This is a genomic window from Candidatus Nealsonbacteria bacterium DGGOD1a, from assembly GCA_022530585.1.
GTDB lineage: Bacteria > Patescibacteriota > Minisyncoccia > Minisyncoccales > UBA5738 > UBA5738.
Genome location: CP092821.1, coordinates 414,498 through 439,924 on the forward strand (window position 1 = coordinate 414,498; position 25,427 = coordinate 439,924).

The 25,427-nt window shown below is 45.7% G+C and carries 28 protein-coding genes, 1 tRNA gene and 1 pseudogene; 27 read left to right on the top strand and 3 right to left on the bottom strand.

Features of this window, described 5'->3' with window-relative positions:
- The first annotated feature begins 5 nt into the window (after nucleotides 1–5).
- From L7H18_02010 to L7H18_02025, 4 genes and pseudogenes are all read left to right on the top strand, one after another.
- Nucleotides 6–1,209, top strand: a pseudogene (locus L7H18_02010) (fructose-1,6-bisphosphatase).
- 70 nt (nucleotides 1,210–1,279) lie between these two features.
- Nucleotides 1,280–1,708: a hypothetical protein gene (locus L7H18_02015; GenBank protein UMX48299.1), complete on the top strand. Its 429-nt coding sequence runs from the start codon at nucleotides 1,280–1,282 to the stop codon at nucleotides 1,706–1,708.
- 39 nt (nucleotides 1,709–1,747) lie between these two features.
- Nucleotides 1,748–2,419 carry a 50S ribosomal protein L25 gene (locus L7H18_02020; protein ID UMX48300.1) on the top strand — a complete coding sequence of 224 codons (672 nt, stop codon included), beginning with the start codon at nucleotides 1,748–1,750 and terminating at the stop codon, nucleotides 2,417–2,419.
- A gap of 261 nt (nucleotides 2,420–2,680) precedes the next feature.
- Complete coding sequence (locus tag L7H18_02025; protein ID UMX48301.1) at nucleotides 2,681–4,036, top strand: lytic murein transglycosylase; 1,356 nt, start codon at nucleotides 2,681–2,683, stop codon at nucleotides 4,034–4,036.
- Nucleotides 4,037–4,220: 184 nt separating this feature from the next.
- Here L7H18_02025 and prfA read toward each other — a convergent pair whose 3' ends face one another.
- Both prfA and rpmE read right to left on the bottom strand, forming a co-directional pair.
- The gene (prfA, locus tag L7H18_02030) at nucleotides 4,221–5,273 is read right to left on the bottom strand and encodes a peptide chain release factor 1 (protein UMX48302.1); all 1,053 of its coding nucleotides are present in this window, start codon (nucleotides 5,271–5,273) and stop codon (nucleotides 4,221–4,223) included.
- A 37-nt stretch (nucleotides 5,274–5,310) separates the two neighbouring features.
- Complete coding sequence (gene rpmE, locus L7H18_02035) at nucleotides 5,311–5,538, bottom strand: 50S ribosomal protein L31 (GenBank protein ID UMX48303.1); 228 nt, start codon at nucleotides 5,536–5,538, stop codon at nucleotides 5,311–5,313.
- Nucleotides 5,539–5,751: 213 nt separating this feature from the next.
- Here rpmE and rpsB point away from each other — a divergent pair, with 213 nt between their 5' ends.
- The 21 genes from rpsB to L7H18_02140 all read left to right on the top strand — a co-directional run bounded on the left by rpsB (nucleotide 5,752) and on the right by L7H18_02140 (nucleotide 23,082).
- Nucleotides 5,752–6,468: a 30S ribosomal protein S2 gene (rpsB, locus tag L7H18_02040; GenBank protein ID UMX48304.1), complete on the top strand. Its 717-nt coding sequence runs from the start codon at nucleotides 5,752–5,754 to the stop codon at nucleotides 6,466–6,468.
- A gap of 131 nt (nucleotides 6,469–6,599) precedes the next feature.
- A complete protein-coding gene (locus L7H18_02045; protein ID UMX48305.1) occupies nucleotides 6,600–7,043 on the top strand; it encodes an elongation factor Ts in 444 nt (147 codons plus the stop codon).
- 43 nt (nucleotides 7,044–7,086) lie between these two features.
- Entirely contained in the window at nucleotides 7,087–7,683 is a 597-nt protein-coding gene (locus L7H18_02050) for a hypothetical protein (GenBank protein ID UMX48306.1), read from the top strand.
- 156 nt (nucleotides 7,684–7,839) lie between these two features.
- A tRNA-Thr gene (locus L7H18_02055) sits at nucleotides 7,840–7,911 on the top strand.
- 161 nt (nucleotides 7,912–8,072) lie between these two features.
- Nucleotides 8,073–8,774 carry a transposase gene (locus tag L7H18_02060; protein ID UMX48307.1) on the top strand — a complete coding sequence of 234 codons (702 nt, stop codon included), beginning with the start codon at nucleotides 8,073–8,075 and terminating at the stop codon, nucleotides 8,772–8,774.
- A 48-nt stretch (nucleotides 8,775–8,822) separates the two neighbouring features.
- Nucleotides 8,823–9,089 carry a hypothetical protein gene (locus L7H18_02065; protein ID UMX48308.1) on the top strand — a complete coding sequence of 89 codons (267 nt, stop codon included), beginning with the start codon at nucleotides 8,823–8,825 and terminating at the stop codon, nucleotides 9,087–9,089.
- A gap of 34 nt (nucleotides 9,090–9,123) precedes the next feature.
- A complete protein-coding gene (locus L7H18_02070; GenBank protein UMX48309.1) occupies nucleotides 9,124–10,200 on the top strand; it encodes a phenylalanine--tRNA ligase subunit alpha in 1,077 nt (358 codons plus the stop codon).
- 118 nt (nucleotides 10,201–10,318) lie between these two features.
- On the top strand, nucleotides 10,319–12,346 hold the full coding sequence (gene pheT, locus L7H18_02075) for a phenylalanine--tRNA ligase subunit beta (GenBank protein UMX48310.1): 2,028 nt from the start codon (nucleotides 10,319–10,321) through the stop codon (nucleotides 12,344–12,346).
- A gap of 30 nt (nucleotides 12,347–12,376) precedes the next feature.
- Nucleotides 12,377–14,302 (top strand): DNA topoisomerase (ATP-hydrolyzing) subunit B, encoded by a 1,926-nt coding sequence (gene gyrB / locus L7H18_02080; GenBank protein UMX48311.1) that lies wholly within the window; start codon nucleotides 12,377–12,379, stop codon nucleotides 14,300–14,302.
- A 52-nt stretch (nucleotides 14,303–14,354) separates the two neighbouring features.
- Nucleotides 14,355–16,100, top strand: coding sequence for a DUF2079 domain-containing protein (locus tag L7H18_02085; protein UMX48312.1), 1,746 nt, complete (start codon nucleotides 14,355–14,357; stop codon nucleotides 16,098–16,100).
- Nucleotides 16,101–16,200: 100 nt separating this feature from the next.
- Nucleotides 16,201–16,398 (top strand): preprotein translocase subunit SecE, encoded by a 198-nt coding sequence (gene secE, locus L7H18_02090; GenBank protein ID UMX48313.1) that lies wholly within the window; start codon nucleotides 16,201–16,203, stop codon nucleotides 16,396–16,398.
- A 51-nt stretch (nucleotides 16,399–16,449) separates the two neighbouring features.
- Nucleotides 16,450–16,995 (top strand): transcription termination/antitermination protein NusG, encoded by a 546-nt coding sequence (nusG, locus tag L7H18_02095; protein ID UMX48314.1) that lies wholly within the window; start codon nucleotides 16,450–16,452, stop codon nucleotides 16,993–16,995.
- A gap of 87 nt (nucleotides 16,996–17,082) precedes the next feature.
- Entirely contained in the window at nucleotides 17,083–17,505 is a 423-nt protein-coding gene (gene rplK / locus L7H18_02100) for a 50S ribosomal protein L11 (GenBank protein UMX48315.1), read from the top strand.
- Between the two features lie 235 nt (nucleotides 17,506–17,740).
- The gene (locus L7H18_02105; GenBank protein ID UMX48316.1) at nucleotides 17,741–18,037 is read left to right on the top strand and encodes a nucleotidyltransferase family protein; all 297 of its coding nucleotides are present in this window, start codon (nucleotides 17,741–17,743) and stop codon (nucleotides 18,035–18,037) included.
- Complete coding sequence (locus L7H18_02110; protein UMX48317.1) at nucleotides 18,034–18,393, top strand: DUF86 domain-containing protein; 360 nt, start codon at nucleotides 18,034–18,036, stop codon at nucleotides 18,391–18,393. Before L7H18_02105 ends, L7H18_02110 begins: the two co-directional genes overlap by 4 nt.
- Before the next feature lie 196 nt (nucleotides 18,394–18,589).
- Nucleotides 18,590–18,886 carry a nucleotidyltransferase family protein gene (locus L7H18_02115; protein UMX48318.1) on the top strand — a complete coding sequence of 99 codons (297 nt, stop codon included), beginning with the start codon at nucleotides 18,590–18,592 and terminating at the stop codon, nucleotides 18,884–18,886.
- Between the two features lie 4 nt (nucleotides 18,887–18,890).
- On the top strand, nucleotides 18,891–19,250 hold the full coding sequence (locus L7H18_02120; GenBank protein ID UMX48319.1) for a DUF86 domain-containing protein: 360 nt from the start codon (nucleotides 18,891–18,893) through the stop codon (nucleotides 19,248–19,250).
- A 1,116-nt stretch (nucleotides 19,251–20,366) separates the two neighbouring features.
- Nucleotides 20,367–20,993: a hypothetical protein gene (locus L7H18_02125; GenBank protein UMX48320.1), complete on the top strand. Its 627-nt coding sequence runs from the start codon at nucleotides 20,367–20,369 to the stop codon at nucleotides 20,991–20,993.
- 3 nt (nucleotides 20,994–20,996) lie between these two features.
- Nucleotides 20,997–21,515, top strand: a complete 519-nt coding sequence (locus tag L7H18_02130) for a hypothetical protein (GenBank protein UMX48321.1) — start codon at nucleotides 20,997–20,999, stop codon at nucleotides 21,513–21,515.
- Nucleotides 21,515–21,787 carry a hypothetical protein gene (locus L7H18_02135; GenBank protein UMX48322.1) on the top strand — a complete coding sequence of 91 codons (273 nt, stop codon included), beginning with the start codon at nucleotides 21,515–21,517 and terminating at the stop codon, nucleotides 21,785–21,787. The genes L7H18_02130 and L7H18_02135 overlap by 1 nt, the downstream gene beginning before the upstream one ends.
- 485 nt (nucleotides 21,788–22,272) lie before the next feature.
- Nucleotides 22,273–23,082 (top strand): transposase, encoded by an 810-nt coding sequence (locus L7H18_02140; protein UMX48323.1) that lies wholly within the window; start codon nucleotides 22,273–22,275, stop codon nucleotides 23,080–23,082.
- A 115-nt stretch (nucleotides 23,083–23,197) separates the two neighbouring features.
- Here the strand turns inward: L7H18_02140 and L7H18_02145 are convergent, their stop codons facing one another.
- Nucleotides 23,198–23,461: a hypothetical protein gene (locus tag L7H18_02145; GenBank protein ID UMX48324.1), complete on the bottom strand. Its 264-nt coding sequence runs from the start codon at nucleotides 23,459–23,461 to the stop codon at nucleotides 23,198–23,200.
- A gap of 46 nt (nucleotides 23,462–23,507) precedes the next feature.
- Here L7H18_02145 and L7H18_02150 point away from each other — a divergent pair, with 46 nt between their 5' ends.
- Together L7H18_02150 and dcd are read left to right on the top strand one after the other, a co-directional pair.
- Complete coding sequence (locus L7H18_02150; GenBank protein ID UMX48325.1) at nucleotides 23,508–24,494, top strand: IS30 family transposase; 987 nt, start codon at nucleotides 23,508–23,510, stop codon at nucleotides 24,492–24,494.
- A 288-nt stretch (nucleotides 24,495–24,782) separates the two neighbouring features.
- Complete coding sequence (gene dcd, locus L7H18_02155) at nucleotides 24,783–25,352, top strand: dCTP deaminase (protein UMX48326.1); 570 nt, start codon at nucleotides 24,783–24,785, stop codon at nucleotides 25,350–25,352.
- The last annotated feature ends 75 nt before the right edge of the window (nucleotides 25,353–25,427 follow it).

The window sequence follows — 25,427 nt, forward strand, 5'->3', positions numbered from 1 at the left end:
ACATTATGAAAATAACGATTAGCGTGATCAAGGCGGATTTGGGCGCGATCGGCGGGCATATCCGCCCGTCAAAAGATTTGCTGGCGGCGGTGGAAAATCACATCAAAACGAAAAGCAAGGGAATTTTGATTGATTGGCGCGTTAGTTTCACCGGCGACGACATCGCGATTTTGGCGACGCACAACAAAGGTATTGAAAATGAAAAAGTGCACCGGCTTTGCTGGGACGCGTTTATCGCGGGAATGAAAGTCGCCAAAGATCAGGGGCTTTACGGCGCGGGCCAGGATTTGTTAAATCTCAAATTTTGCGGAACATGCAAAGGGCTGGGGCCGGCGTGCGCGGAAATGGAATTTGAAGAACGCGACGCCGAGCCGTTCTTGATGATTGCCGCGGACAAAACCGATCCGGGAGCGTTTAATTTGCCGCTCTATTTGTCGTTTTGCGATCCGATGCACAATGCCGGCTTGGTGATTTCGCCGAAAATCCGGCAGGGATATGTCTTTCGCATTGTTGATTTATTGCCTTCGGATGAAGCAAAATCCATTGAACTGAAATCTCCCGAGGAAATCTATGATATCGCGGTGTTGTTGCGCGATCAGGAAAGATTCGCGATCGAGTCGATTGTTTCGCGCGCCGACGGCGAAATCGCGGCGGTTGCCAGCACCACCCGTTTGCACAACATTGCCGGCAAATATGCCGGAAAAGACGATCCGGTGATGATTGTCAGAACGCAAAAGGGGTTTCCGGGATCGGGGGAAATTTTGTCGCCCTATTCGATAGGACATCTGGTGGCCGGGTTTATGCGCGGATCGCATCACGGCCCTCAGAACGCAAAAGGGGTTTCCGGGATCGGGGGAAATTTTGTCGCCCTATTCGATAGGACATCTGGTGGCCGGGTTTATGCGCGGATCGCATCACGGCCCGCTAATGCCGGTCAAGCAGAATACCGCGATTTCGTTTTTCGACGGGCCGCCGATCGTGAGCGCCGCGGCCTACGGCATTCATAATGGCAAGCTCACCGAAGCCGCGGATTGCTTTGATCAGCCGTATTGGGATTATGTCCGATCGCGCGTTTCCCGAAAAGCCGAAGACATCCGGCGGCAAGGGTTTTTTGGGCCAGCGATGCTGGGAATGGGGGAACTGGAATACACCGAAATGGCGCCCATCTTGAAAAATTTAGAAAAAAGGTTTAAAGTACAAGAGAAATAGCGGCTTTTCTTAAAATCTGTTATCGCGTTTTTCTTGGTGGATGCGGCAATAAGCGATTTTTTTAGAAGCCATGTTTAAAATTTACATTAAAATAGCGGTGGCGGCGCTGGTAACGGGAATTATTGTTTTTTTGTCTTTCAAGTTGGCGGTCAAGCCAGTGCGGATATCCATTGACCGAGCCGACTACAAAATCGGCGATTCGCTTGAAGTGGCGATTAAAAACAATTTCAATCGGCAAATATGTTTTTCGTCGTGTTATCCTTACTTGATCGAGAGGGAAACCGAAGATCATAATTGGACGGCATATCCTTATTCGGAATGCGGCCACGATCTTGTTCACAAGTGCATCGAGCCGGGCGCGGAACGGAAGTTTCGTTTGGCCATGGATGAAGTTGAACCCGGCCAAAACCGCTTGAAAATACCGATCTGCGTTGATTGCCAAGGGCGGGTTTTCAGCGCCGAATTTGCCTATTATTCGAATAATTTCGATATTAAATAATCACTAAAACAGTTCATCTCTGCGGAGAACCAAAATTATATGCTTACGCTTAAATCAAAATCAAGAACAGAACTTGGCCGCGACACGCAAGAATTGCGCCAGAACGGGTTTATTCCGGCGGTATTGTACGGCCCGGGTATTGCCAACAAGAACATCGCGGTCGATATCAAAGAATTCGTGAAGATGTTTCGCCAGTCGGGCAAAAGCTCGTTGATATCTCTGGCGGTCGAGGGCGAAAAAAACAGTTTTATGGTGCTGATCAACGACATTGACACCGATCCGGTGTCGGGCAATATCATCCATGCCGATCTTTATCAGCCGGACTTGACCAAAGAAATCGAAGCCGAAGTGCCGCTGGTGTTCGAAGGCGAATCGCCGGCCGTCAAAGATTTGGGAGGCACATTGGTTAAAAATATCTCCGATATTACCGTGAAAGCTCTGCCGGCCGATCTGCCGCGCGAAATCAAGGTTGACATTTCCAAACTCGCCACTTTCGAAGATGCCATTCTGGTTAAGGATTTGATCATCGGCGATAAAGTGGAATTGCTCAAGAATCCCGACGAGATCGTGGCTTTGGCCGCTCCGGTGCAAAAAGTGGAAGAAGAACTGGAAAAACCGATTGAAGAAAAAGTCGAGGAAGTCGGCACAGTGGAGAAAAAGGAGAAGGATGTGGTTACCGAAGAAGAAGCCGCTCCGACGGCGAAGAAGTAGTTTTCCGATTGTTTACGGCGCCCGCGGTTGCAAAATCGCGGGCGTTTGCGTTAAGATAGGTAGTGTGGGAGTGTAACAGCTAATATACTTTGAATTGCGAAACTAGCGTTTGGGGAAATTTGACTTCAGTTTTTGGGAAGTCAATTTTCACCAAACGCGGCGGTTGCCGCGCGAATTCTAAAATCAAATTTCCGCGATTACGCCGAAAATTGATTTCAGAATTCGCTAGTTTCGCAATTTAGAGTAGTAAATATATTAACAATGAATACCAAACCAATAATCGCGATTTTTTCGGCATTGATATTGTTGTCCGCGTCCGGGCGGGAATTATTCGCGCAAGCGACAACGATTGAAACCGGCGAGTGCACCGACAAAGCGACTTGCCAGTCGCTTCTGGACAAATACGAATCGTTATTGAAGCAGTATGATTCCGACATCACCAAAACCGCCGGAGAGAAAAAAACCTTGCAGAACCAAATTTCGGCGTTGAAGAAGAAAGCCGATTCGCTGGCAATTCAGATCAAGAAGAGCAATGCGATGATCGGGGACATCACGCTCCAGATTAGCGATACCGAGGATTCGGTGAAAACGACCGGCGAAAAGATTAGCGATTCGCAAAGATATCTGGCGACGATCGTGCGCGCCATTGACGATGCCGACCAGACGCCGCTGATTCAATCGCTTTTGGCCGAGCGGAAATTGTCGGATTTCTTTGACAATCTGGTTTATCTGGAAAATTTGAACGAAAAATCAAACCGGATTTTGCAGGACATCAAAGGGTTGAAACAATCATTGGAGGATCAGAAAGTCGGCCTTGAAAACGAGAAGGGCGATTTGGAAGAAACCACCAAAATGAAAGAATTGCAAAGGCAGGCGCACGAACAAGCCAAAGCCGAATACAACAAAACTCTTTTGGTGAAAGATGCCGAATTAAAGCAAACAACCGAAGCCAAAAAATTGACCGCGCAAGTGATTCAAAAAATCAGGGAAAGGCTGTTTTCGCTGGCGGGCGTCGCCGATTCGGACGCGCCGAACTTTGAACAGGCCTACCAGATCGCCAAAACCGCGGGCGCGGCGACCGGAGTGCGGCCGGCGTTTTTATTGGCGATTTTGACGCAGGAATCGAATCTGGGCAAAAATGTGGGTCAGTGTTATATGACCAACGACGCGACTGGCGCGGGTATTAATATCAGGACCGGCGCCGCCACCGCCAAGGTAATGAAGCCGACGCGCGATGTGGCGCCGTTTATCGAAATCGTTACCGCGATCGGCAAAGATCCGCACGCGACCCGGGTTTCCTGCCCGATGAGTTTCGGTTACGGCGGCGCGATGGGTCCGGGGCAATTTATTCCGTCCACATGGAAGCTTTACGCGTCGCGCTTGCAGGCGGTTTTGGGCCGTCCGGGAAACCCTTGGAACATCAATGACGCGTTTATGGCCACGGCTTTGTATGTTTCCGACTACGGCGCCACCAGCCAAACCACGGCGGGCGAATGGAAAGCGGCAATGATCTACTTTGCCGGCACGGTGAACACCAAGTACCGTTTCTACGGCGACAATGTCGTGGCGATCGCCCAAGGGTACGCGGACGATATTGCCGCGATCGAGGGAAGGTAATCCGCCGAAATCATATTTGAATACGATTTAAATCAAACGCGGCGGCAACCGCGCGAATTCTGAAATCAAATTTTCGCGATTACGCCGAAAATTGATTTCAGAATTCGCTGTTTCGCGATTCAAAGAAATTAAGCAAAAACCGCATAAAGCGGTTTGTTCTTTCAATTTATGGCTCAATGCGCCATTATTCCGGTTTATCCAATTCTTCCTGCAGGGATTTGGAGATGTCTTCGATGTTGCCGTTGAAGATGCCTTCGATGTCGTGCCAGCTTTTTTTGATGCGATGGTCGGTGACGCGGTCTTGCGGAATATTGTAAGTGCGGATCTTTTCACTGCGCTCGCCGCCGCCGATCTGTTCCTTGCGGGCGCCGCCAAAGGCCGCGTTTTCATCGGCCGTGCGTTTTTCCTGCAAGCGGTATTCAAGCAGGGCCATGGCGTTTTCGCGGTTTTGAAGTTGGTTGCGTTCGGTTTGCGAAAACACCGCCAGTCCGGTTGGGATATGCGTGATGCGCACCGCGGATTCGCGTTTGTTCACGAACTGGCCGCCCGGGCCGGACGACCGGCAAAATTCAATCCTGATTTCATCGGGCCGGATGGAAATTTCACTCTTTTTCGGTTTGGGCAAGACGGCCACGGTCGCGGTTGAAGTGTGGATGCGGCCGTTTTTTTCGGTTTCAGGAATGCGCTGGATGCGGTGCACGCCGCCTTCGTATTTCATCGCTTCCCAAACGCCCTTGCCTTTGAGCTCAAAAATTATCTCTTTATAACCGCCGATTTCGGTTTGGTTTGAGTCCAGAATTTTTTGATTCCAGCCTTTGGTTTGGGCAAAGCGCGCGTACATGCGGTAAATATCCGCCGCGAACAGCGCCGCTTCCTCGCCGCCGGTACCGCCGCGGATTTCAACCACGATGGCATCCGGTCCGGCCGGTTTGTTCTCGCTTTTGATCAATTCTTGCGATTCCTTTTCCAGAATCGTTTGCCGAGCCTTTAATTGTTCGTTTTCAACCTCGGCCAGCGATGTCAATTCGGGGTCTTCTTCGGAGAGTATGATGAGCCGGTTTTCTTCGATTTTGTTGCCGATTTCTCTGATCTCGCTTTCTTTTTCGATCAATTTTTCGAGAAATGACTTTCTTTTGTTGAGGGTTTCGAACTTTTCCCAATCGGAAATCAACTCAGGGTCGCTGAGTTGATTGAGAATTTTATCGTATTCTTGCCGGGGAGAAAGAGCTTGCGTCATTTTAATGATTGGGCAAAAAAGTTTTCCCGCTTTGAGATTATTTCGCTTTTTTGGCGAAAGTGTCTTTTTTGGCAACCTTCTTCAGGAACTTGTCCACGCGTCCCATGGCGTTCACCAATCTGGCCTTGCCGGTATAGAAGGGGTGGCAGGACGAACAAGTTTCGGTTTCGGTGTATTCCTTGGTCGAACCGATGGAATAGGTTTTCCCGCACGAACATTTCACCTGCGCATCGGGATAATATTTGGGATGGATGTCTTTTTTCATAGAAAAATAAATCGTTCGTTTTTAACGATAAAAATCACTCATTTTTGATGATAAACCAAGTATAACGCAAAAAGCGATGATTGGCAAGAGGCTTCAAGCGGGCGAGCCGGTTGCCCAAAGGCTTGAAAAAAGAGGCGGGATGTGATATGAATTATAAATATGATAATTAGCGCCTGTTAAGTGGAAATATTTTACAGGTTAAACCAAGAAACAATGAATAACAATCTTTCAGTTGAAGAAATGTCAAAAGCGGGCTTGCAATTCGGCCATAAGAAATCAAGGATTCATCCCAAGATGAAGCCTTATATTTTTGGCGTGCGCAATACGGTTTTCATTATCGATCTTGAAAAAGTGGTTGATAAATTCCAAGCGGCCTTGGATTATATTGAAAAAATCGTGGGCGAAGGCAAAACAATCGTGATCGTGGGCACCAAGACCCAGTTCAAGAAGATGGTCAAAGAAGCGGCGCTGGCGGGCGATATGCCCTATGTCAACGAACGCTGGCTCGGCGGAACCTTCACCAATTTCAAAATTATCAAAAAACGCATTGACTATTTCAAAGAGCTGGAGCGCAAGACCGCGGCCGGCGAGTTTGAAAAATACACCAAAAAAGAGCAGTCCGAGATCCAAAAGGAGATCAAAGTTCTGGAAAAGAAGCTGGGCGGAATCAAGATGATGGAGAAAATGCCCGAAGCCATTTTCGTTCTCGATATGAAGAAGGACAAATTGGCGGTTAAGGAAGCCAGCGAAAATGGCGTGAAGGTGATCGGCATTGCCGATGTTAACATCGATCCCAACTTGGCCGATTATTCGATCATTGCCAATGACGACTCGATGTCGTCGATGACCTATATCTTGGGCAAGGTTAAGGAAGCGGTTTTGGCCGGCAAGCAAGCTATCGCGGAAAAACCCGCAACGGAATCAAAGTAAATCCGAATATCGAAATCCGAAATCCGAAACAATATCGAATATCGAAAAGCAAATACTGAAAACGGAATCCTGTTTTAAAAATTCGAATTTGTTTCAATATTCGAGATTCGTATTTCGAAATTGATTATTTTATGGCAAACATTGAACTTATCAAACAGCTTCGCGATGAGACCGGAATTTCCATTGGCGAATGCAAAAAAGCCGTCGAAGAAGGCGGCAGTATTGAAAAAGCCAAAGAAATTCTGAAAAAATGGGGTAAGGATTTGGCGTCCAAAAAGAGCGATCGAACGACCGGCCAGGGCAAGGTTGACGCGTATCTTCACGCGAACGGCAAGATCGGCGTGATGGTCGAGTTGCGTTGCGAAACCGACTTTGTGGCAAATTCCGATGATTTCAAATGCCTCGCGCACGAGCTTTGCTTGCAAATTGCGGCCATGGGTGATGATCTGGAAATCATTTTAGCTTCGCCGTGGATCAAAAATCCGTCGAAATCCGTCAAAGATCTCATCGAGGAAACCGTTGCCAAAGTGGGCGAGAACATTGTCCTCAAGAAAGCGGCCAGATTTGAAATATAATTGTTTTTTTGCATTTCTCATTAACCCTGTCCATCAGCTATTTATGGTTGAATTGATCGCTTCCATAGTTTTCATCGGGAGTGTCGCGGGTATTGGCGTGATCGCGGCGCGGAATATGCCTCAAGCCATGCGAGAGGCGCAGCTTTCGCCTGAAGCGAAGCTTTTAAACTTCCGCGATGCGGCCAAGAACTGGTTTGCGGCTCGATTGAAGAATAACCGCTATTTCAAGGATTTTTCCTGGATTGATTTTGTGCAAAAGAGACTTTTGAAAGTGCGCGTGTTGGTTATGAAAGCCGAGAACAAAATCAACGAATATACGGTCAAATTGCGCGAGCGCGCCGAAAACCAGAAAAAAAAGGAAGAAGCGCTCTTGGACAACTACTGGCGCGATTTGAGAACGATTGTCAAAACCAAAAAAACCGGCTACAAGCGTGATTCGAAAACATCGGCGGCTGAGTTGGAAGCGGCGCCGGATGAAGACGCGGCCGGCGGCGGCGCGATCGCGGGTTCCGCGGAGGCTAAAGCCGAACCGATGATCGGCAGAGTGGTGATGCCCGCGCAGGTTCTGCCGCGGGAACCGCGCGGCAAGAAAAAACACAATCCGAAAAAGAAAAAAATGAAAGACCCTTTCAAATGGTAAAAAAGATAACCGCGAGGCTATCTTTTTTGAAACTTGATAATTTGCCGATTTGAAGTAATATACTAATTGTTGTTTGGTTTGGCCGGCATTTGTTTTTGAGCCGTTGCCAGTTGGTTTTAAACTATTAACTATAAATAATTTTTGTTTTGCAAAAATGCCGGCGTAGCTCAGCGGTAGAGCAACTGTTTTGTAAACAGTAGGTCGGGGGTCCGAATCCCTTCGTCGGCTCATGGCAGCATAATTTTACAAGCACTCTCAACGGGGTGCGTTTTGTATTTTGTATCGCGCCATTGGAATAGCCTGTTGAAATCAAATATCAACAGCTTTAAATCTTTGTTGATATTTGATTTCAACAAATTTCAACAAATTAAGTATGTTAAAATTTTATTATGAGAAAAGAGCCTTTTTTTGTTGGTGATTTTGTGCATGTTTATAACCGGGGCAATCGTAGGATGGATATTGTTAGCGATACCAATGACCGTTGGCGGTTTGTGAATATTTTGAGATATTTCAATGACGAAATGTCCTCGGTTAACAAATTGCGCAATATCTCATTTTTATTGAAATCGAATTTTAACCGGTATAGTTGGCCTAAAGAATGGAAAGCCCAGCGACCGATAGTTAAAATATTGGCATATTGCCTTATGCCGAATCATTTTCACTTACTTTTGAAAGAAATCAAGGAAGGCGGGATTACCGCATTTATGCGGCGCGTGGGCGTTGGCTATACGAACTATAAAAATACAAAAGAAAATAATGTAGGGAAAATTTTTCAAGGTTCCTATAAGGCGCGAACGATTAAAGACGAAATTCATCTGCAATATGTTGATGCATATATACAAGTTTTTAACCCATTTGAATTAATCGATGGAGCTGACTTAAAAAATAATTTTGATAAGGCTTTTAGGGCGGCCGCAGACTATAATTTCTGCAGCTTGGCCGAATCGTTTGGAGAAAAGAATAGATTAATTGTGGATCGGGATATTTTGGCGGATAAATTTGAAACAATTGAAAAATACAAAGAATTTGCTTACGATGCGTTCAGTTGCGGCGGAATTACTAAATTTTTACGCGAGGCGTCGATTGATTAACGGAACCGTTGAAATCAAATATCAACAGCTTTAAATCTTTGTTGATATTTGATTTCAACAGCTTTAAACAGCTTTAAAGTTAAGTCGGTTTTGGTGAAATCCGGATTGCCGGACGCGGAGTGGGCGGTGAATTCGCATATCGGCTGCGCTTTCGGGCGCGAGTATTGCTATGCGGCGTTCATCGGCCGGTGGAATATTCCGACGAGGAACGGCGCGAGTTTGCGAATGCGAGAATCAACGCGCCGGAAATTCCGCGCGGACAGCAAAATTCCAGATGGCGGATTGTCGGAAGATAATAAGATTGTTTTTTTATGAGGATTGAGGTAAAATACAATATTGTTTAAATCACATGGATAGTTTGGATTTGGAAAAAATCAAGATGGAGGCGGTTGCGGAAATCGGGGCGGCTCAAAGCGAGAATGAGCTGGTTTCGGTTAACAAGAGATATTTGGACAAGGATGGAACGCTGGGGGAATTTTTCAAATCTTTGGGATCGCTGTCTAAAGAGGAGCGCGGGGTTGCCGGGGTGAAGGCCAATCGGATAAAACAAGAGATATTGGCGGTGTTTGAAAAAAAAGCGTCGGAGTTGAAGGAAAAAAACAAAAACAAGCGGTCGGACAAGGATTGGCTGGATGTTACTCTGCCCGGAATTAATCCGAGGGTGGGACATTTGCATCCGCTCACCTTGGTGGAGCGGCGGATCGTTGAGATTTTTTACGGGATGGGATTCGAGATTATTCAAAGCCAGGAGATCGAAAACGAGTGGTACAATTTTGACGCGCTGAATATTCCCAAAGATCATCCGGCGCGCGATGTGTTTGACACTTTATTTTTAAAAGACGGATCGCCTCTGCGTCCGCACACAAGTCCGGGGCAGGTGCGCTATATGGAAAATCATCAGCCGCCTTTGCGAGTGATCGTGCCCGGCCGAGTTTTTCGCCGCGACGCGGTTGACGCGTCCCATATGCCCAATTTTTATCAGATTGAAGGGTTGATGGTTGACAAAGCGCTTTCGGTGGCCAATTTCAAGGCGGTTATCGATGAATTCTTCAAGCAGTTTTTTTGCGATTCCGAAACCGAACTTGATGTTTATGGGAAAAATTCCGCCAAGGCAACCGCGGAAAAAGACAATATCCGGTTGCGGCCGTCGTTTTTTCCGTTTACCGAGCCATCGTTCGAGGTTGATTTGCGGTGCGTGCATTGCGCGGGCAAGGGTTGTTCGGCGTGCAAAGGCACGGGTTGGATGGAAGTGATGGGCGCGGGCATGGTGCATCCGAATGTTTTGAAGAACGCGGGGGTCAATCCGCAATTCTGGCAGGGGTTCGCTTTTGGGATTGGAATGGACCGGCTGGCGATGATCAAATATAAAGTCAACGACATTCGCCTGTTTTACGAAAACGACCAGAGATTTTTGGAACAATTCTAAAAAAATGAAAATTTAAAAATCAAAATTAAAAATGACAGTTCAAAATGTAAAATTTGGAATTCAATAATTTTTAATTTTACATTGTCATTTTGATTTTTGATTTTTACATTTTAAATTAATGTTGTTTAGCTATTCTTGGCTTCAATCGTTTTTTGAGAAGAAATTGCCTGAACCCAAAGTTCTGGCGGATTTGATAATCCGGCACAGTTTTGAGGTGGAGGGGATGGAAAAAAAAGGAAAGGACACGATCTTTGATATTTCAATTTTGTCCAACCGGCCGGATTGTTTCGCGCATATCGGCATCGCGCGGGAGATTGGTGCGGTTTTGGGCCGAAAATTGATATTGCCCAAAGCAAAAGCGGATAAAATGAAAAACGCGGTCGCGGCCAAAACTTTGGCGGATGTGAAAATCGAAAATCCGGAAGCCTGCCGGCGTTATACGGCGATGATGGTGAGCGGCGTCAAGATCGGGCCGTCGCCCAAATGGATGCGGGAGCGGCTTGAGGCGTGCGGAATGCGCGCAATCAACAATGTGGTTGACGCGACCAATTATGTACTCTTGGAAACCGGCCAGCCTTTACATGCGTTTGATTGGGACAAACTTCAGAATGTCGGTTCAAAAACAAAAGCCAAAAAAATTATCGTGCGTTTCGCGAGAAACGGCGAAACAATCGACGCGCTGACCGGAAAAAAATACGAACTGGACTCAAAGACTCTGGTTATCAGCGATGAAACCGGACCGCTGGCGGTCGCGGGCATCAAAGGCGGCCGGCGCGCGGAGATTTCGGAAAAAACTGCCGTGATTGTGATCGAATCGGCCAATTTCGACCGCCGGTCGGTGCGAGCGGCGTCGCGCCGGCTTGGTTTGCAGACCGACGCGTCGCTGCGTTTCGAGCATGACCTTGATCCGGGCCAAACCGCCGAGGTTGCCCGGCGCGCCGCGGAACTGATCGCCCAAATTTCCGGGGGACAGGTTTTGGCGGGCGCGGTGGATCGCTATCCCGCTTCGGCAAAGCCAAAGAAGATTATTTTGGAAATGGAAACCGCGGAAAAGCTGTTGGGAATCCAATTGCAGACCGCGCGCGTGAAAAAGATATTGGAATCGCTGGGCTTTTCGGTGCGCAAAGGCAAGGGGCTGTCGCTGGAGGTCGCGTCGCCCACGCGCCGCACCGATGTTTTCGCGCCGCAGGACTTGATTGAAGAAATCGGCCGTATCGGCGGCTATGAGGCGATTGATCCGAAATTGCCGGCGGCGACAATCGCGCCGCCGGCGGAAAATTATTTTTGGCGGTGGAAAAACATCGCAAAAGACGCGCTGGCCGCGGCCGGATGGACCGAGACGCGCAATTCCACTTTCATATCCGCCGGCGATTGCCGAAATTTCGATTTTAGGGAGAATGATGTTTTGGAGATTAAGAATCCGGTTAACGCGGATTTGAGGTTTATGCGGCCCAGCCTTTTGCCGGGGTTGCTGAAAAACGCGGCGGCCAATTCGCAAACCGAAATTTTGCGGCAATTTGAGATCGGGCGGATTTTCGCGCCGGATTTGCGGATGGAGCCGACAATGCTGTCCGGGTTTGACCGCGGCGGTTCGTTTTTTGAAGCGAAGGGCGCGCTGGAATTTGTTTGCCGGAAGTTGGGCATCGCGGATTTTCGCTGCGCGCCGCTGGGAGACCGCGTTGATTCGCTTTTTGACCCGGCGCGGAGCGCGCGCGTTTTTGCCAACGGCAAGGAAATCGGCATTATCGGGCAACTGGCCGCGGCGGTTGGCGCGGCATTGGGATTGGGGCCGTTGGCGGTTTTTGAGCTAAGTTTGGATGCGTTATCGGCGATGGCTACGCGGAAGATTGAATACAAGCGGTTGTCGATTTATCCCGAAGCGATTCGCGATATTTCGGTTGATATGCCGATTCAAACATTGTCGGGCGATGTGATGGACGCGGTAAAAGCGGCGGACAATCTGAAATTGATTAAAAGTTTTGAAATATCCGGCGCGCCGTACATTTCCGGCAAAAATAAAAACATTTTGTTTAAATTCCATCTCCACTCCGATCAAAAAACGCTGGATTCAAAAGAGATCGGCGATTGGCAGGAAAAAACCATCGGCGCGATCGAGAAAAATCCGGAGTGGCGGGTAAAAAAATAAACCGCTTGTTTTTCAAAATAATATTACACTATGGCAAAAGAAGAAAAAAACAAGAAAAACGAATCGTACAGCGCCAAGGATATTTCGGTGCTGGAAGGGCTGGAGCCGGTGCGCCGGCGTCCGGGAATGTATATCGGCTCGACCGGGCTGGACGGATTGCACCATTTGATTTGGGAGGTTGTGGATAATTCGCTGGACGAGGCCATGGCCGGATATTGCAAGAATATCAATGTTTGGCTTTTGCCGGATAATCGCATAAAAGTTTCCGATGACGGCCGCGGCATTCCGGTGGACATTCATCCGCAGAAAAAAGTTTCGGCGCTCGAAATCGTTTTGACGACTTTGCACGCGGGAGCGAAGTTTGAAAATAAGGCTTATCAGGTATCGGGCGGTTTGCACGGTGTGGGCGTTTCGGTGGTGTGCGCGCTATCGACATGGTCCAAAGCCGAGGTTTGCCGCGATGGCGGGCTTTATGTGCAGGAATATGATCGGGGCAAGCCGCGCGCGGCGGTCAAAAAAGCCGGCAAATGCGAAAGTCACGGAACGACGATCACATTCGACGCGGATCCGCAGATATTCGAGGAAATCAAATACGATCCCAAACGGATTATCACTCATTTGCGCCAGCAGGCCTACTTGACCAAGGGTATCAAGGTCAATGTCATTAATAAATCGTCCGAACCCCAGACTTCGTACTCGTTTTATTTCGAGGGCGGGTTGTATTCGTTCGTGAAATACTTGACGCGCGGAAAAAACGCGATTCAGGACAATGTGTTTTACATTTCAGGCAATAAAAACGATGTGCAGGTTGAAGCGGCGTTTATTTATACCGATGAGTTTGAATGTTACGAACAAAGTTTTGCCAATAATATCGTCACCGCGGAAGGCGGTACGCATTTGACGGGTTTTCGCACCGCGATGACGCGCGTTTTCAACGATTATGTGCGCAAGAACAATATTTTAAAAGCCGCCGATGACAATCTGACCGGCGAGGATTTGCGCGAAGGGCTGACGGTGGTGGTTTCAATCAAGATTCGCGAACCGCAATTTGAAGGCCAGACCAAGGGCAAGCTGGGCAATCCCGAAGCCAAAAGCGCGGTGGAGGGCGTGGTGTCTGAAGCTTTAACCGATTTTCTGGAACGCAATCCCAACGATGCCCGCAGTATTGTTGACAAATGCATATTGTCGCACAAGGCGCGCAAGGCGGCCAAAGCCGCGCGCGAAACCGTATTGCGCAAAGGTATTTTGGACGGTTTGTCTTTGCCGGGTAAATTGGCGGATTGCAGTTCGCGTTCTCCGGAAGATTCCGAAGTGTATATCGTGGAGGGCGAATCGGCCGGCGGTTCGGCCAAGCAGGCGCGCGACCGGCGCTTTCAGGCGATACTGCCTTTGCGCGGCAAGATTTTGAATGTCGAGCGCACGCGGTTGGACAAGATGCTGGAATCAAAGGAAGTCAAGGCATTGATTATCGCGCTGGGCACGGCCGTGGCCGAAGATTTTAACATTGATAAACTGCGTTATCATCATATCGTGATCATGGCTGATGCGGACTCCGACGGCAATCATATCCGGACGCTGCTGTTAACTCTTTTTTACCGTTATTTCCGGCCGATCATCGAAAAAGGTTATGTGTACATCGCCCAGCCGCCGCTTTATAAAATGACGGCCGGCAAAGATATCCGTTACGCGTATACCGAGGACGAGAAAAATGAAATTTTAAAAACCTTTAACAAGCCGGGTTTGAATATTCAGCGGTACAAAGGCTTGGGCGAAATGAATGCCGAAGAGCTTTGGGAAACCACAATGAACCCGCGCAACCGCATCCTGCTCCAAATCAGGATCGAAGACGCTCAGGAAGCCGACAGCGTGTTTGATATGCTGATGGGCGACGAAGTTTTGCCGCGCAAGAAATTCATCCAAACCTGCGCCAAGACTGTGAAGAATCTGGATGTTTGATCAATGAGCCCGGTATTTTAATCGGCGGCGCGAAAACGCCGCCGCGCAATTTGTGGCTGACAGAAAAATTTTTTGGTTCTGGTCTTTATGGGTGATCACGGGGCTGACGGCGGCGTTATTTTTGTACGCGCCGCTTTTTGATTCTTTCTGGGGCTCAATCGCCGGAATTTTTATTTTTGGTTTTTTTCTTTCGGCGCCTTTGGCGCTGGGCTTGGGGAAATTGTCGCGCAATCGTTGGTTGCAAAATTGGCGGAACGCGGGATGGGCGGTTGCCGGGTTTTGCGTTTTCTTTTTCATATTTTACGCGGCGTTTTCAATCCATAAGCACGATAATTTTTTTACCGGGTATGATTTGTCGATTTTCGACCAGGCGGTTTGGCATTTGAGCCGGATGGAAACGCCGGAAAGCAGTATCCGCAATGTCCCCTTGGTTTTTGGCGATCATTTTGATCCGATATTGATTCTGCTGGCGCCGCTTTACGCCCTTTTCCCGGCGCCGCAAACTCTTTTGCTGGCGCAGGCGTTTTTATTGGTTCTGCCCGCCGGGATTATTTGTTTGTGGGCGTATAAATCCGGTTTAAGCCCGTTTTGGGGATTGCTGCTGGCGTTTTTTTACCTGGGGCATCCGGGCATACAGGGAGCGGTAAACTGCGATTTCCACGAAATCGCCTTCGCGCCGCTTTTCCTGACCGCGGCGCTGTATTTTTTGTCGCGCAAGAATTGGCGCGGATATTTTATTTCCATTGTTTTGCTTTTGCTGGTTAAGGAGGAATTCGCGTTATGGGCCGTCGCAATCGGGATTTTTGCCGTTCTGCTCGGCAAACGATTTCGCGTTGGCGGAATCGCGATAATTTTGGGAATTGTTTATTTTGTCGTGTTGATGAAGCTGGCGATGCCGGCATTGAATTATCCCGGCGTCGGTTATGCTTACGGTAATTTATATCCGGGGTTTGAAAACGGATTTTTATCCGGAATTGTCAACTATGCGTCAAATCCCGCCGCGATCGGCGCGATTCTAACCCAATTCCCGGAAAAATGGTGGACGATGGCGTTATATATCGCTCCCTTGCTTCTTCCGCTTGCGTTTTGCGCGGCGGCGGCCGCGCTTTTTCTGCCGGCGGCGGCCACGCGCATATTAAGTTCCTATGCCTATCTTTCTTACGCCGGGCTTTATTATAACGCGGTCTTCGCTCCGCTGGCCGCCGCGGTTTTCATTTATTTTCTGGATTCGCCGAGAAAATCCCGCGCCGGGAGCGCGATTCAAAGTAAATTCGACAAAATCAATTTATCGTTTCCGATTTGGGTTATATCTTTGGCGATGTCGGTGAATTTGTTGTACGGTTACAATTATTCCTATATTCTGGATCCAGTTTATAATTGGAAATCGGTTGATCATCCCGATACCGCTCAAATGGCCGATCTCATTGATCAGATACCCGCGGACGCCTCGGTTTCGGCAAGCTATTTTTTGCTTCCTCATTTGAGCCAGCGCGACAATCTCTATGTTTTGCCGCGGATTGGCGACGCGCGATTCGTGATTTTTGATTATTGCGAATCCATCGCGTGCAACTATTGGCCGGTCAACGCCAAGATTATGCCGCAGATCCGCGATTTTCTGTCCGCCAGTCCGTTGTTTAAAATAAAAAAAGAAACCCGGTTCGGGATTGTTTTTGAAAGAACCGGCGATATTGACGCGGCCGCGAAGAGCGAAATGGCGGCATTCTGCCGGAGAACGCTCGAGCAAGCCGAATTACAGCCGATACACCGCAAGTATCTCTTGGAAAATTGCTTGATGTGATTCGCGCCAACCCTAGCTTTTCTTTGACATTCGCCGGAATGTTTGGTATTATGCGTTAAGAGCCCCGAGGGCTTTTTTAAGAAGGGTAAAAATATTTGTTATGAATATCGTTAACTTTATCGTCAAATTTTTGAAGGAGGTGCGCGTCGAGGTCAAGAAGGTCAATTGGCTTGGCCGCCGGCAGTTGATGAACTATACCTTTTTGGTGATCGGTTTTATACTGGTGACGGCCGCGTTTTTCGGTTCGCTTGATTACGGGTTCGCGTTTTTGCTTCAAAAATATGTAATCGGCCAGTAACTTTTCGCGTTTATACTTTAAGTTTTTCAATTTTAGCTTTAAGCTATCAATATGCCAAAACAACAAATAATGTCCGAGAAAAATTGGTATGTCATTCATACCTACTCGGGTTATGAGGAAGCGGTGGCCAAAAATCTCAAACAGAGGATCGAATCGCTGGGAATGGAAGACAAGATTTTCAATGTGATCGTGCCCAAAGAAAAGAAAGTTAAGATCAAGGAGGGCAAGCGCAAGACCATTGAGGAAAAAATTTATCCGGGTTATATTCTGGTGGAAATGATGGTTACCGACGATTCCTGGTATGTGGTGAGAAACACGCCCAATGTCACCGGGTTTGTGGGCGCCGGCACCACGCCGATCCCGGTTTCGTTTGAAGAGATCACCGAATTAAAAAAACGGATGGAAATGTCGGAGCCTGAATTTAACATTGATGTGATCATCGGCGAATCGGTGAAAATCATTGATGGCCCGTTCAAGGATTCGGAAGGCAAGGTGTCGGAGATTGACCGCGAGCGCGGCAAGGTCAAGGTGCTGGTGAGTATGTTCGGCCGCGACACGCCGGTGGAATTGGATTCGTTGCAGATCAATAAAATATAAAACCGAATATTCCGAATCCAGCAGTTTGAGTCGGAGCAAAACCGAAACAAGCTGAAATTACTTGGTTGCGGGAAATCGACAAACAAAATGGCAAAAAAAGTAAAGAAAGTGATCGGACTTCAAATACAAGCGGGGAAAGCGACTCCGGCGCCGCCGATCGGGCCGTCTTTGGCGCCGCATGGCATTAACTTGGCGGAATTTGTCAAGCAATTCAACGATCTTTCGCGCCCGATGATGGGCTTCAAGGTTCCGGTGGAGATCACGATCTACGAGGACAGATCGTTTTCGCTGAAATTAAAGCAGCCGCCGGCATCCGAGCTTTTAAAGAAAGCCGCCGGCGTTGAAGCCGGTTCGGGCAATCCCAACAAAAAGAAAGTGGGAAAAATCACCAAAGCGCAATTAAAAAAGATCGCCGAACAAAAAATGCCCGATCTGAACGCCGGCACGATCGAAGCCGCGATGAAAACCATCGCCGGCACCGCCCGCAATATGGGGATCGAGGTGGAATAGAAGTACATATTTAAATTCTCTTGAATTACTGCGAAACGCTTTGTATTTGGGGTCTATCCCTTGCGTAATCGCAAGGGTTAGACCCCTTCAAAGCATTTGAATTTAATTGTTTCGTAATCCAAAGTAAATTCGTATTTAAATATGTATTTAAATACGAACTGACGCAAGCATTGAATTTGAAGCCCCGCGCAAGCGGGTCTTTTGAATAAATTTGGAGGTGTGGTAGGATTGGGATATGAAGAAGGTTGGTTTTATCAATTCAAAAAACCGGGCGAAATTGAACGCGATATTTAAGGAATACGGCGTGGTCAAAGCCGCGGTTTTCGGGTCGTACGCGCGGGGCGACGAAAGGAAGAGGAGCGATATCGATTTTTTGATTAAAATGGAAAGCGGTCGGAGTTTGATGGATTTGGGCGGTTTGAAAGTCGATCTGGAGAAGCTTTTCGGCCGAAAAGTTGATTTGGTGGAATACGAATGCATCCACCCGAAGCTCAAAAAGGAAATCCTTGGCGAGCAAGTTCCAATTTTATGAAAAAAAGAGATCCGGAAATATTGGTTGACGATATAGCGAAATCAATAGCGGCGATCCGGGATTATACTTTGGATTTGAGCAAAAAAGAGTTTAATGGCGACAAGAAAACACAAGACGCGGTTTTTAAGCGAATTGAAAATATGGGAGAGGCGGTTAAAAATTTGCCATATGATTTCCGCCGGCAATATCCGGATATTCCCTGGAAAAAAATTGCGGGAATGAGGGATGTTTTGGTGCACGACTATTTTGGCATTGATACGGAAAAAGTTTGGAATGTGGTCGCAAACGAGATTCCCGATCTGAAAGAAAAAATCGCAAAAATTATTGGCGAGAACAAACAAAAGAAATTATTGTAATTTTTTGAATTATTGAATTCGTATTTTGCATTTAAGGTCGTTCCCCCGCCACGGCGGGGTGCGACCTTGTCAAACCGCGTTTCGTTTTTTGATTTGCCTTTCGCAAGAGTTTTTTTGTTTTAAAAATAACCGTAAAACAACAACCGAAAATTTGGGTATAGTTTGAGTTGTTTTTAAGGTGTGGTAGGATTGGGATATGAAGAAGGTTGATTTTATCAATGCAAAGAATCGGGCGAAATTGAACGCGATTTTCAAGGAATACGGCGTGGTCAAAGCCGCGGTTTTCGGGTCGTACGCGCGGGGCGAGCAAAAAAAGCGAAGCGACATTGATTTATTGGTGGAGATGGAAGATGGGCGAACCTTGTTTGATTTGGGCGGGTTGAGCGTTGATTTGGAAGATCTTTTTGGAAAGAAAATCGATCTTGTCGAATATGAAGCGATCCATCCTTTGTTAAAAAAACAAATATTGGCTGACCAAATAAAAATTTTTTGAAGATATGAAAAGAAGCCAAGAACATTTTATCCAAGATATTGCCGATGCGATAGAGAGAATCGAAGAATATACGCGCAATATGGCCGAAAATGAATTCAAAGCCGACAAGAAAACCCAAGAAGCGGTAGTTTATTGTTTCCATATCATCAGCGAGGCGGCAAGCCATATTTCCGCGGATTTAAAAAAGAAACATTCCGAAATCGAGTGGGCTAAAATCAAGGGGTTTCGCAATAAATTGATCCACGAATATTTCGGCGTTAAAATTGAGACCGTTTGGGGCACGGTCCAAAAAGACATTCCCGATCTGAAAGAAAAAATCGCAAAAATCGCCGGTGAAACCAAACAAAAGAAATTATTAAAATAAATGCAAAGCCCCGCGCAAGCGGGTCTTTTGGTTGAAAATCAATCAACGAATCGGGTGGTTTGTCAAGATTGGCGAATATGATTAAAAAAGATATAATCAACAACTGGGATAAATTCCAATTTCCAATTTTCAAAAAATATCCGCAAAATTAATCAAATCCAATGTCTGTTATAATCTATCGGAGCATATATAAAGTTGGTGATAAATGTCCCGCTTGCAATGGGGATAGAACTGGAAAGGGTGGATTGATTGTTAAAAAATGGAGCAAAAACCGTGCCTTTGCGGGATGTTCAAGGTATCCGGAATGTAAATTCGCGAGCAAAGAGATTGTTTTAACTCAAATTGAAAAAGATAAAAAATTAGGATTAAAAAAGAGCAACAGACGACGCAAAAAAATTGAGATAGATTCAAATAAATATGCAAACATTACCATTAGACCCTATTGCTACCACAATTATTATCTTTGCCTCCGCAGTTTTAATCGTTGCGGTTTTCGTTAAATTCGTTTTGAAAAAGTAATTTAACCGCTTTAATAGTGAGCGATGCGGTGTGGTAATCTTTAATATCTCCAAAATCCTATCCCGCGTAAAATAATACCAACCAATTTATACGCAATCAGTCCAATAATAATAAGGGCAAGGTCATCTACAATTGATGTGCTGAAAAACTTGGAGCCAATAAAAAATAGACCTAAACAAATTAGCCGATATAGGAATGACAACCTCGCCTTTGAATGAATAATATCCCCCTTTTCATTATTGGAAAGATTACTACCAAAGGTCATAAAAAACAATAGTGAGCGATAGGGTGGGGTAAATTATACTTTCATGGTTTCAGGCCTCAAATCAGGAATATAAACATATCCAGTTTGTTTCTCAAAAATAGTTCTAACATTGTCCACGATTCCCCGCTAACCACTTTTTGATCTTAAATTTTGCTAACCCATCGTGGACATTAGAACTTTTTACATCTCTTGTGGTAAAAATTATCGAAACATGTAAAAATATAACAAGAGGGGACAGATTTATTTATTTTACATTTTTGGTAGTGTTCTGGCTTACTGGCTGATTCGACTATTCATTCGGGATTTAATTGTTATTTAGTATAAATTACACCATGAAATCATTTAAACTCACATCATTTAGTGTTGTCTTTTTGTATTCCGAGCCAATCAAAGGTGTTGATATTTCGGATGTTAAAAAGGCGTTTAATTTAAGTGGCGAAGATAAAGTAGTTTTGATTGATGCTGGAGGTATTGCCGGCGGGGTGGCAGCCGGTCTTTTAGCGTTTGATGATCAAAAAAGAGTCGTTTTTGAAATGAATCGAATACTATTTTCAGATGGCAAACCGCAGGATAATGGATTAAATAATTTGGAAAAATATTTTACGCCGTTATTTAAAGTAATAGAAAAACTACCCCTAAAGGCTTATGGTTTTAATTATGATATTGCCGTAGATTGCGAAGCAGATAATTATTGGCAAGATTTCTTGTCAAAAGATATTGAAAAAATCGTTAAGGATCGGAAAGTTGATTCTTTTGGAATCAAATTAGCTCTAATCGTTGGTGAAGGGAAATACCGGATTGATATTAATTCTATCGAAGGAGGGGAAAAGAAATCACTATTAATTAAATTAAATGATCATCACGAGGCAACGGCTATTCCAGCCGCAAAGGAGCTTTTAGCGCAAGCTGAAGAAAGCTTGAAATCGCTAATTGAAATGATAAAGCCTATTTTAAAATAAGGTATGAACACTACCTACTTACCATTGTCAAAGGAAACAGGTACGCTCGATACGGAAAACCATAATCCTGCTTTTGTCTTTGCGCCGGGCGGCAACGCGTTAATGGGCGTTTATCAAGCCAACGATACAACAATAGATTCATTCTTGATGAATCGTTTAAGTGGCCATTTTGCACCACTGTTTAACGATTTTCAATCAAGAATTTCATTGCTTGAACAAAAGCTAAGTAATTTTGGAGAACGGCAACCAAAGCAAATACTCCTAAATAATTTACGCAGTTCAAAGCTTTCGCTGAAGCAACCGCTTTCGGTTGTTTTTGAAAGAAATGAATCAGAAATAGTTTGTGATTGTCCCGATATAGATCTTTACGGCGTAGGCGATACGGAGCAAGAAGCCATAACGGATCTTTCCGAAAGTCTAGAAGAATTATATTTTACTTTAAAGGAAGAGGGTGAAAAGAATCTTACTCCGCAATTTACTTATATATGGCGTTTTCTGAAAAAGACAATTAAGAAAATTTAATGCAATTAAAAGTAAAACAAGTTGAAAGAATATTTCAAAAATTAGGAATGGAAGTTAAGCCATCACATCATAAACTGGCTTTTTTCCGTCATAACGGCAAATTAATTTTAAAAACAAGATTATCGAATGGCAGTGGAGATGCAAAGGCAATTGATAAAATAAGGCAAGATTTTAAACTAACAGAGAAAGATTTTTGCGACTTAAGAGATTGCCCATTGAGCAAGGAGGGTTATGTAGAAATTCTTAAAGCAAAGGGTATTATTACAGTTTAATTTTTAATAAATAATGAGCGACTTGGGTGGGGTAAATCAAACTTTTATCGTTTCAGGCCTTAAATCCGGTATGTAAATATACCGGTTTTGATTTACGAAAATAGTTCTAACATTGCCCACGATTCCCCGCCCTTTTGGTTTTTTGTATTTCGTGTGGGTCGTGCGGGCGAAAACATGGTTTCGCCCCTACAATGCAAATGCGATGCGGGCGGAGATCCGCCTTCGCTAAAGCTACGGCGAGACAAAGCAATGCCCGCCTCTACGGGTGCAAAATGCGGGTTTTGGTTTATTTTTGCGAGAAATATGAAGGCGGGAGCAAATAAAATAAATTGTTGTAAAATAAAGCCCCGCATTGATGTTGGCGTGGGGTTTGGAATAAAAAAAGAACCGATCAGATTAATTATTGCTTTGAATTACGAAACTCCTAAAAAATGCTAAAATGACACCAGAGCCGGCGACTGGTAAATCGCCGACTCAACACCAACATGAAAGTTGTAATTCCATTTTACAACGAAATCAGGAAGGTGGTAAGTATTTTTTCACAACAATTAAAAATTGACAAGCTCACAAACAAAACCGGTCGAAAATTGGCGTTGCCGATAATCACAGTATTATCGCTGGCGATATTCAAGCAAGCCGGCGGTATCGCTACCAAAAAATCATTATTCACCATTTTCAATCTTCACAAAATCTGCTCCTACAAAACATTGGTCATGAGCATCAATCGTTGGGCAATTCTGGCATTGCGATTAATGTTTATTATCATGAGGATGAGCAGGAAAAACCAACACATTATCAAACACATTGATTCCACCGATATCCCCGTTTGTTTGTTCAAAAATGCCAACAAACACAAAGTGATGAAAATGTTCGCCAGTTTCGGCAGAAGCGCAAAAGGTACCTATTTCGGCTTAAAAATGCACCTGATCGCGGATTTCAAAAGGCAAATACTGGCCATCAAATTCACTTCCGCGAATGTTGACGACCGCGATGTCGTTATCAAATTATCCAAGAAATTGAACGGCGTGTTCATTGCCGACGCCGGATATGTTTCCGAGAAATTGCAAAGAAAATTCCACCGCGCCCGCAAAAGAATTTTGCTGGTGAAAGCCAGGAACAACATGAAAAAAGTCATCACTCAATTCCAGAAAAAATTATATGATACCAGAATGATCATTGAATTGAATTTTCGCAATTTGAAAATGTTTTACGGGCTGATTACCAGCCTCCCCAAATCAGTGGACGGATATTTGTCCAATTATATCTACAGTCTGCTGGCTTATCAAATTATTTAGTTGTGAACCGTGAAAAAACTTACCGCAATCGAATGTTTTCCGCCAAACCCCGCGCCGCGGGCAGGTTTTTGTTTCGCAATCGTTTTTCTTTTAAAGCGGGTTTCGTAATTCAAAGTTATTGATCAGTTATTCCCCACTCTTTCATTTCCTTGGGGTTGAGGATGATGCGTCCATAGATTATGTGGCGCTTTTTGTCCTTGTTCCCGCGTATAAGAAAAACACCGGGGTTATCTTCTATGGAATCAATTTGCAGCGTTGGCAATTCTTCTTTAGGGAATGCTTCACGAAACACTTCAAGCAAATCAGATTTTTTCGTTGTGTTTTTTAAAGCCGAGTTTTTTAGTTTTCCCCTTATATCGTACAATGCGAAAACTACCATTTCGAAAATTCTCTTTTGAAATGCAACTTCGGTAAAATGAAGTTGTATGAAAAAACAAATCCGCAAAAAACGAAAAAAGAAGCGGCATTTTCGCCATTTGAAGCAAACCGACCGGGATCGAATCGAAGCGCTGTTGAATGCCGGCCACAAACAAGAGGAAGTTGCCAAAATACTTGATTTTGATGCCAGCGCCATCAGCCGGGAGATGAAAAGAAAACGCAAGAACGGCAAATACTCGGCGCTGACCGCCCAGCTGAAAGCAAGAGCGAAAAGATTAAACAGCAAGCATCCGGGAATGAAGGTTGAGCAATATCCGGAGTTAAGGGAACAAATCATCAAAGGGTTGAAAGACCACCGCTCCCCGGATGAGATCGCCGGGCGGATGAAGCGTGAAAAGCAAAACCCGCGGGTCGGCGCCAATGCCATCTACAAATGGCTGTACAGCGCTTGGGGCCAGGCATATTGCCCGCTTCTTTGCACCAAGCGATATCATCCGCGCAAACAGAAAAAGAAAACCAAAAGAGAAATGATTCCTAATCGTATTTCCATCAAAAAGAGGCCAAAGCGAGGAATCCACGCCGAAGGCGATCTGTTTGTTTCGCCGACCAAAACCGGCAGCCAAAACAGCGGCGCAATCATTTGCGTTCCAGCCTCGAAACTGCTTGCCGGCACGATGATTGAAAGCAAAAAACCGGCCGTAATGAGGCTGGCCGTTAAAAGCATGTTGTTGGATTTGAGCATTGATGATCTGACTTTNGACAATGGCATCGAAAACAAAGAGCACGAACAATTCGGATTGCCAGCGTATTTCTGCGACCCTCACAGTCCCTGGCAGAAACCACATGTAGANAATGGCATCGGGCTTGTCCGCCGGTGGTTTATCCCCAAGAAAACCGATTTGAAAAACATCTCCGAGGAAAGATTCCAAGATTGCCTGCATATCCTTAACGGCAAATACCGGAAATCGCTGGGATACCGCTCCGCCTACGAAGTTTCGCTGAAATGTGGTATCATACAAAAAATCCCGCGCTGAGCGGGGTGAAAATATTAGGGGAAATTTAAAAGAAAAGTTGCATTTCGCTAGAAAATTTACATTTCATTCACCGGTTATTTAATACAGGTTTTTGGTGGTTTTGTCAAGGTTGGCGGGGGGGATTAAAAAAGATATAATTGATGATTGGGGAAATAAAAATTCGGAGAATATTCAAAATGCAGTTTGGCGAGGTGAGACCTTGCCGAGTACGGCAAGGACTCACCTCAAATGCGGGAGGCGAAATGCAAGTTAAATACAAAATACGGGATACAATAAATACAAAAAATTATGATATTATCGGATACGGATATAAGAAAATACATGGCCGAGGGGAAAATTAAGATTGATCCGGCGCCGGTTTTTGAAGATCAGCTTGGGCCTTGTTCGCTTGATTTGTCGCTGGGAAACCGGTTCAAGATGTTTCGGCCGTCAAATTACGCGTTTATCGATGTGAAGAACAACTATAATGGCGAGTTGATGGAAGAAGTGATCGTGGGCGACGGCATGCCGTTTATCATCCAGCCGCGGGAATTTGTGATCGCGGTGACCAAAGAAACCATCACTTTATCGCCGGATTTGATGGGGCGGCTTGACGGTCGGTCGTCTTTGGGGCGGCTGGGGTTGGTGGTGCATTCCACGGCGGCGCGGTTTGATCCGGGATGGACCGGCAAGGCGGTGATGGAATTCGGCAATTTGGGCATCCGGCCGATAATTTTGTATGCCGGAATGAGAATTTGCGCCATGACCTTTGAGACGCTTTCGTCTCCTTCGGGAATACCTTATCTGAAACAAAAAGACCACAAATACGCGGGCCAATCGGGCGCGGTGGCCAGCAAAATCACGGAAGAACCGAAATAAATCAACATAATACGCAATGCAAGTTGTGCAAGGTCGCACCTTGCAAGCTTGCAAGGTGCGACCTTGCACAACTTT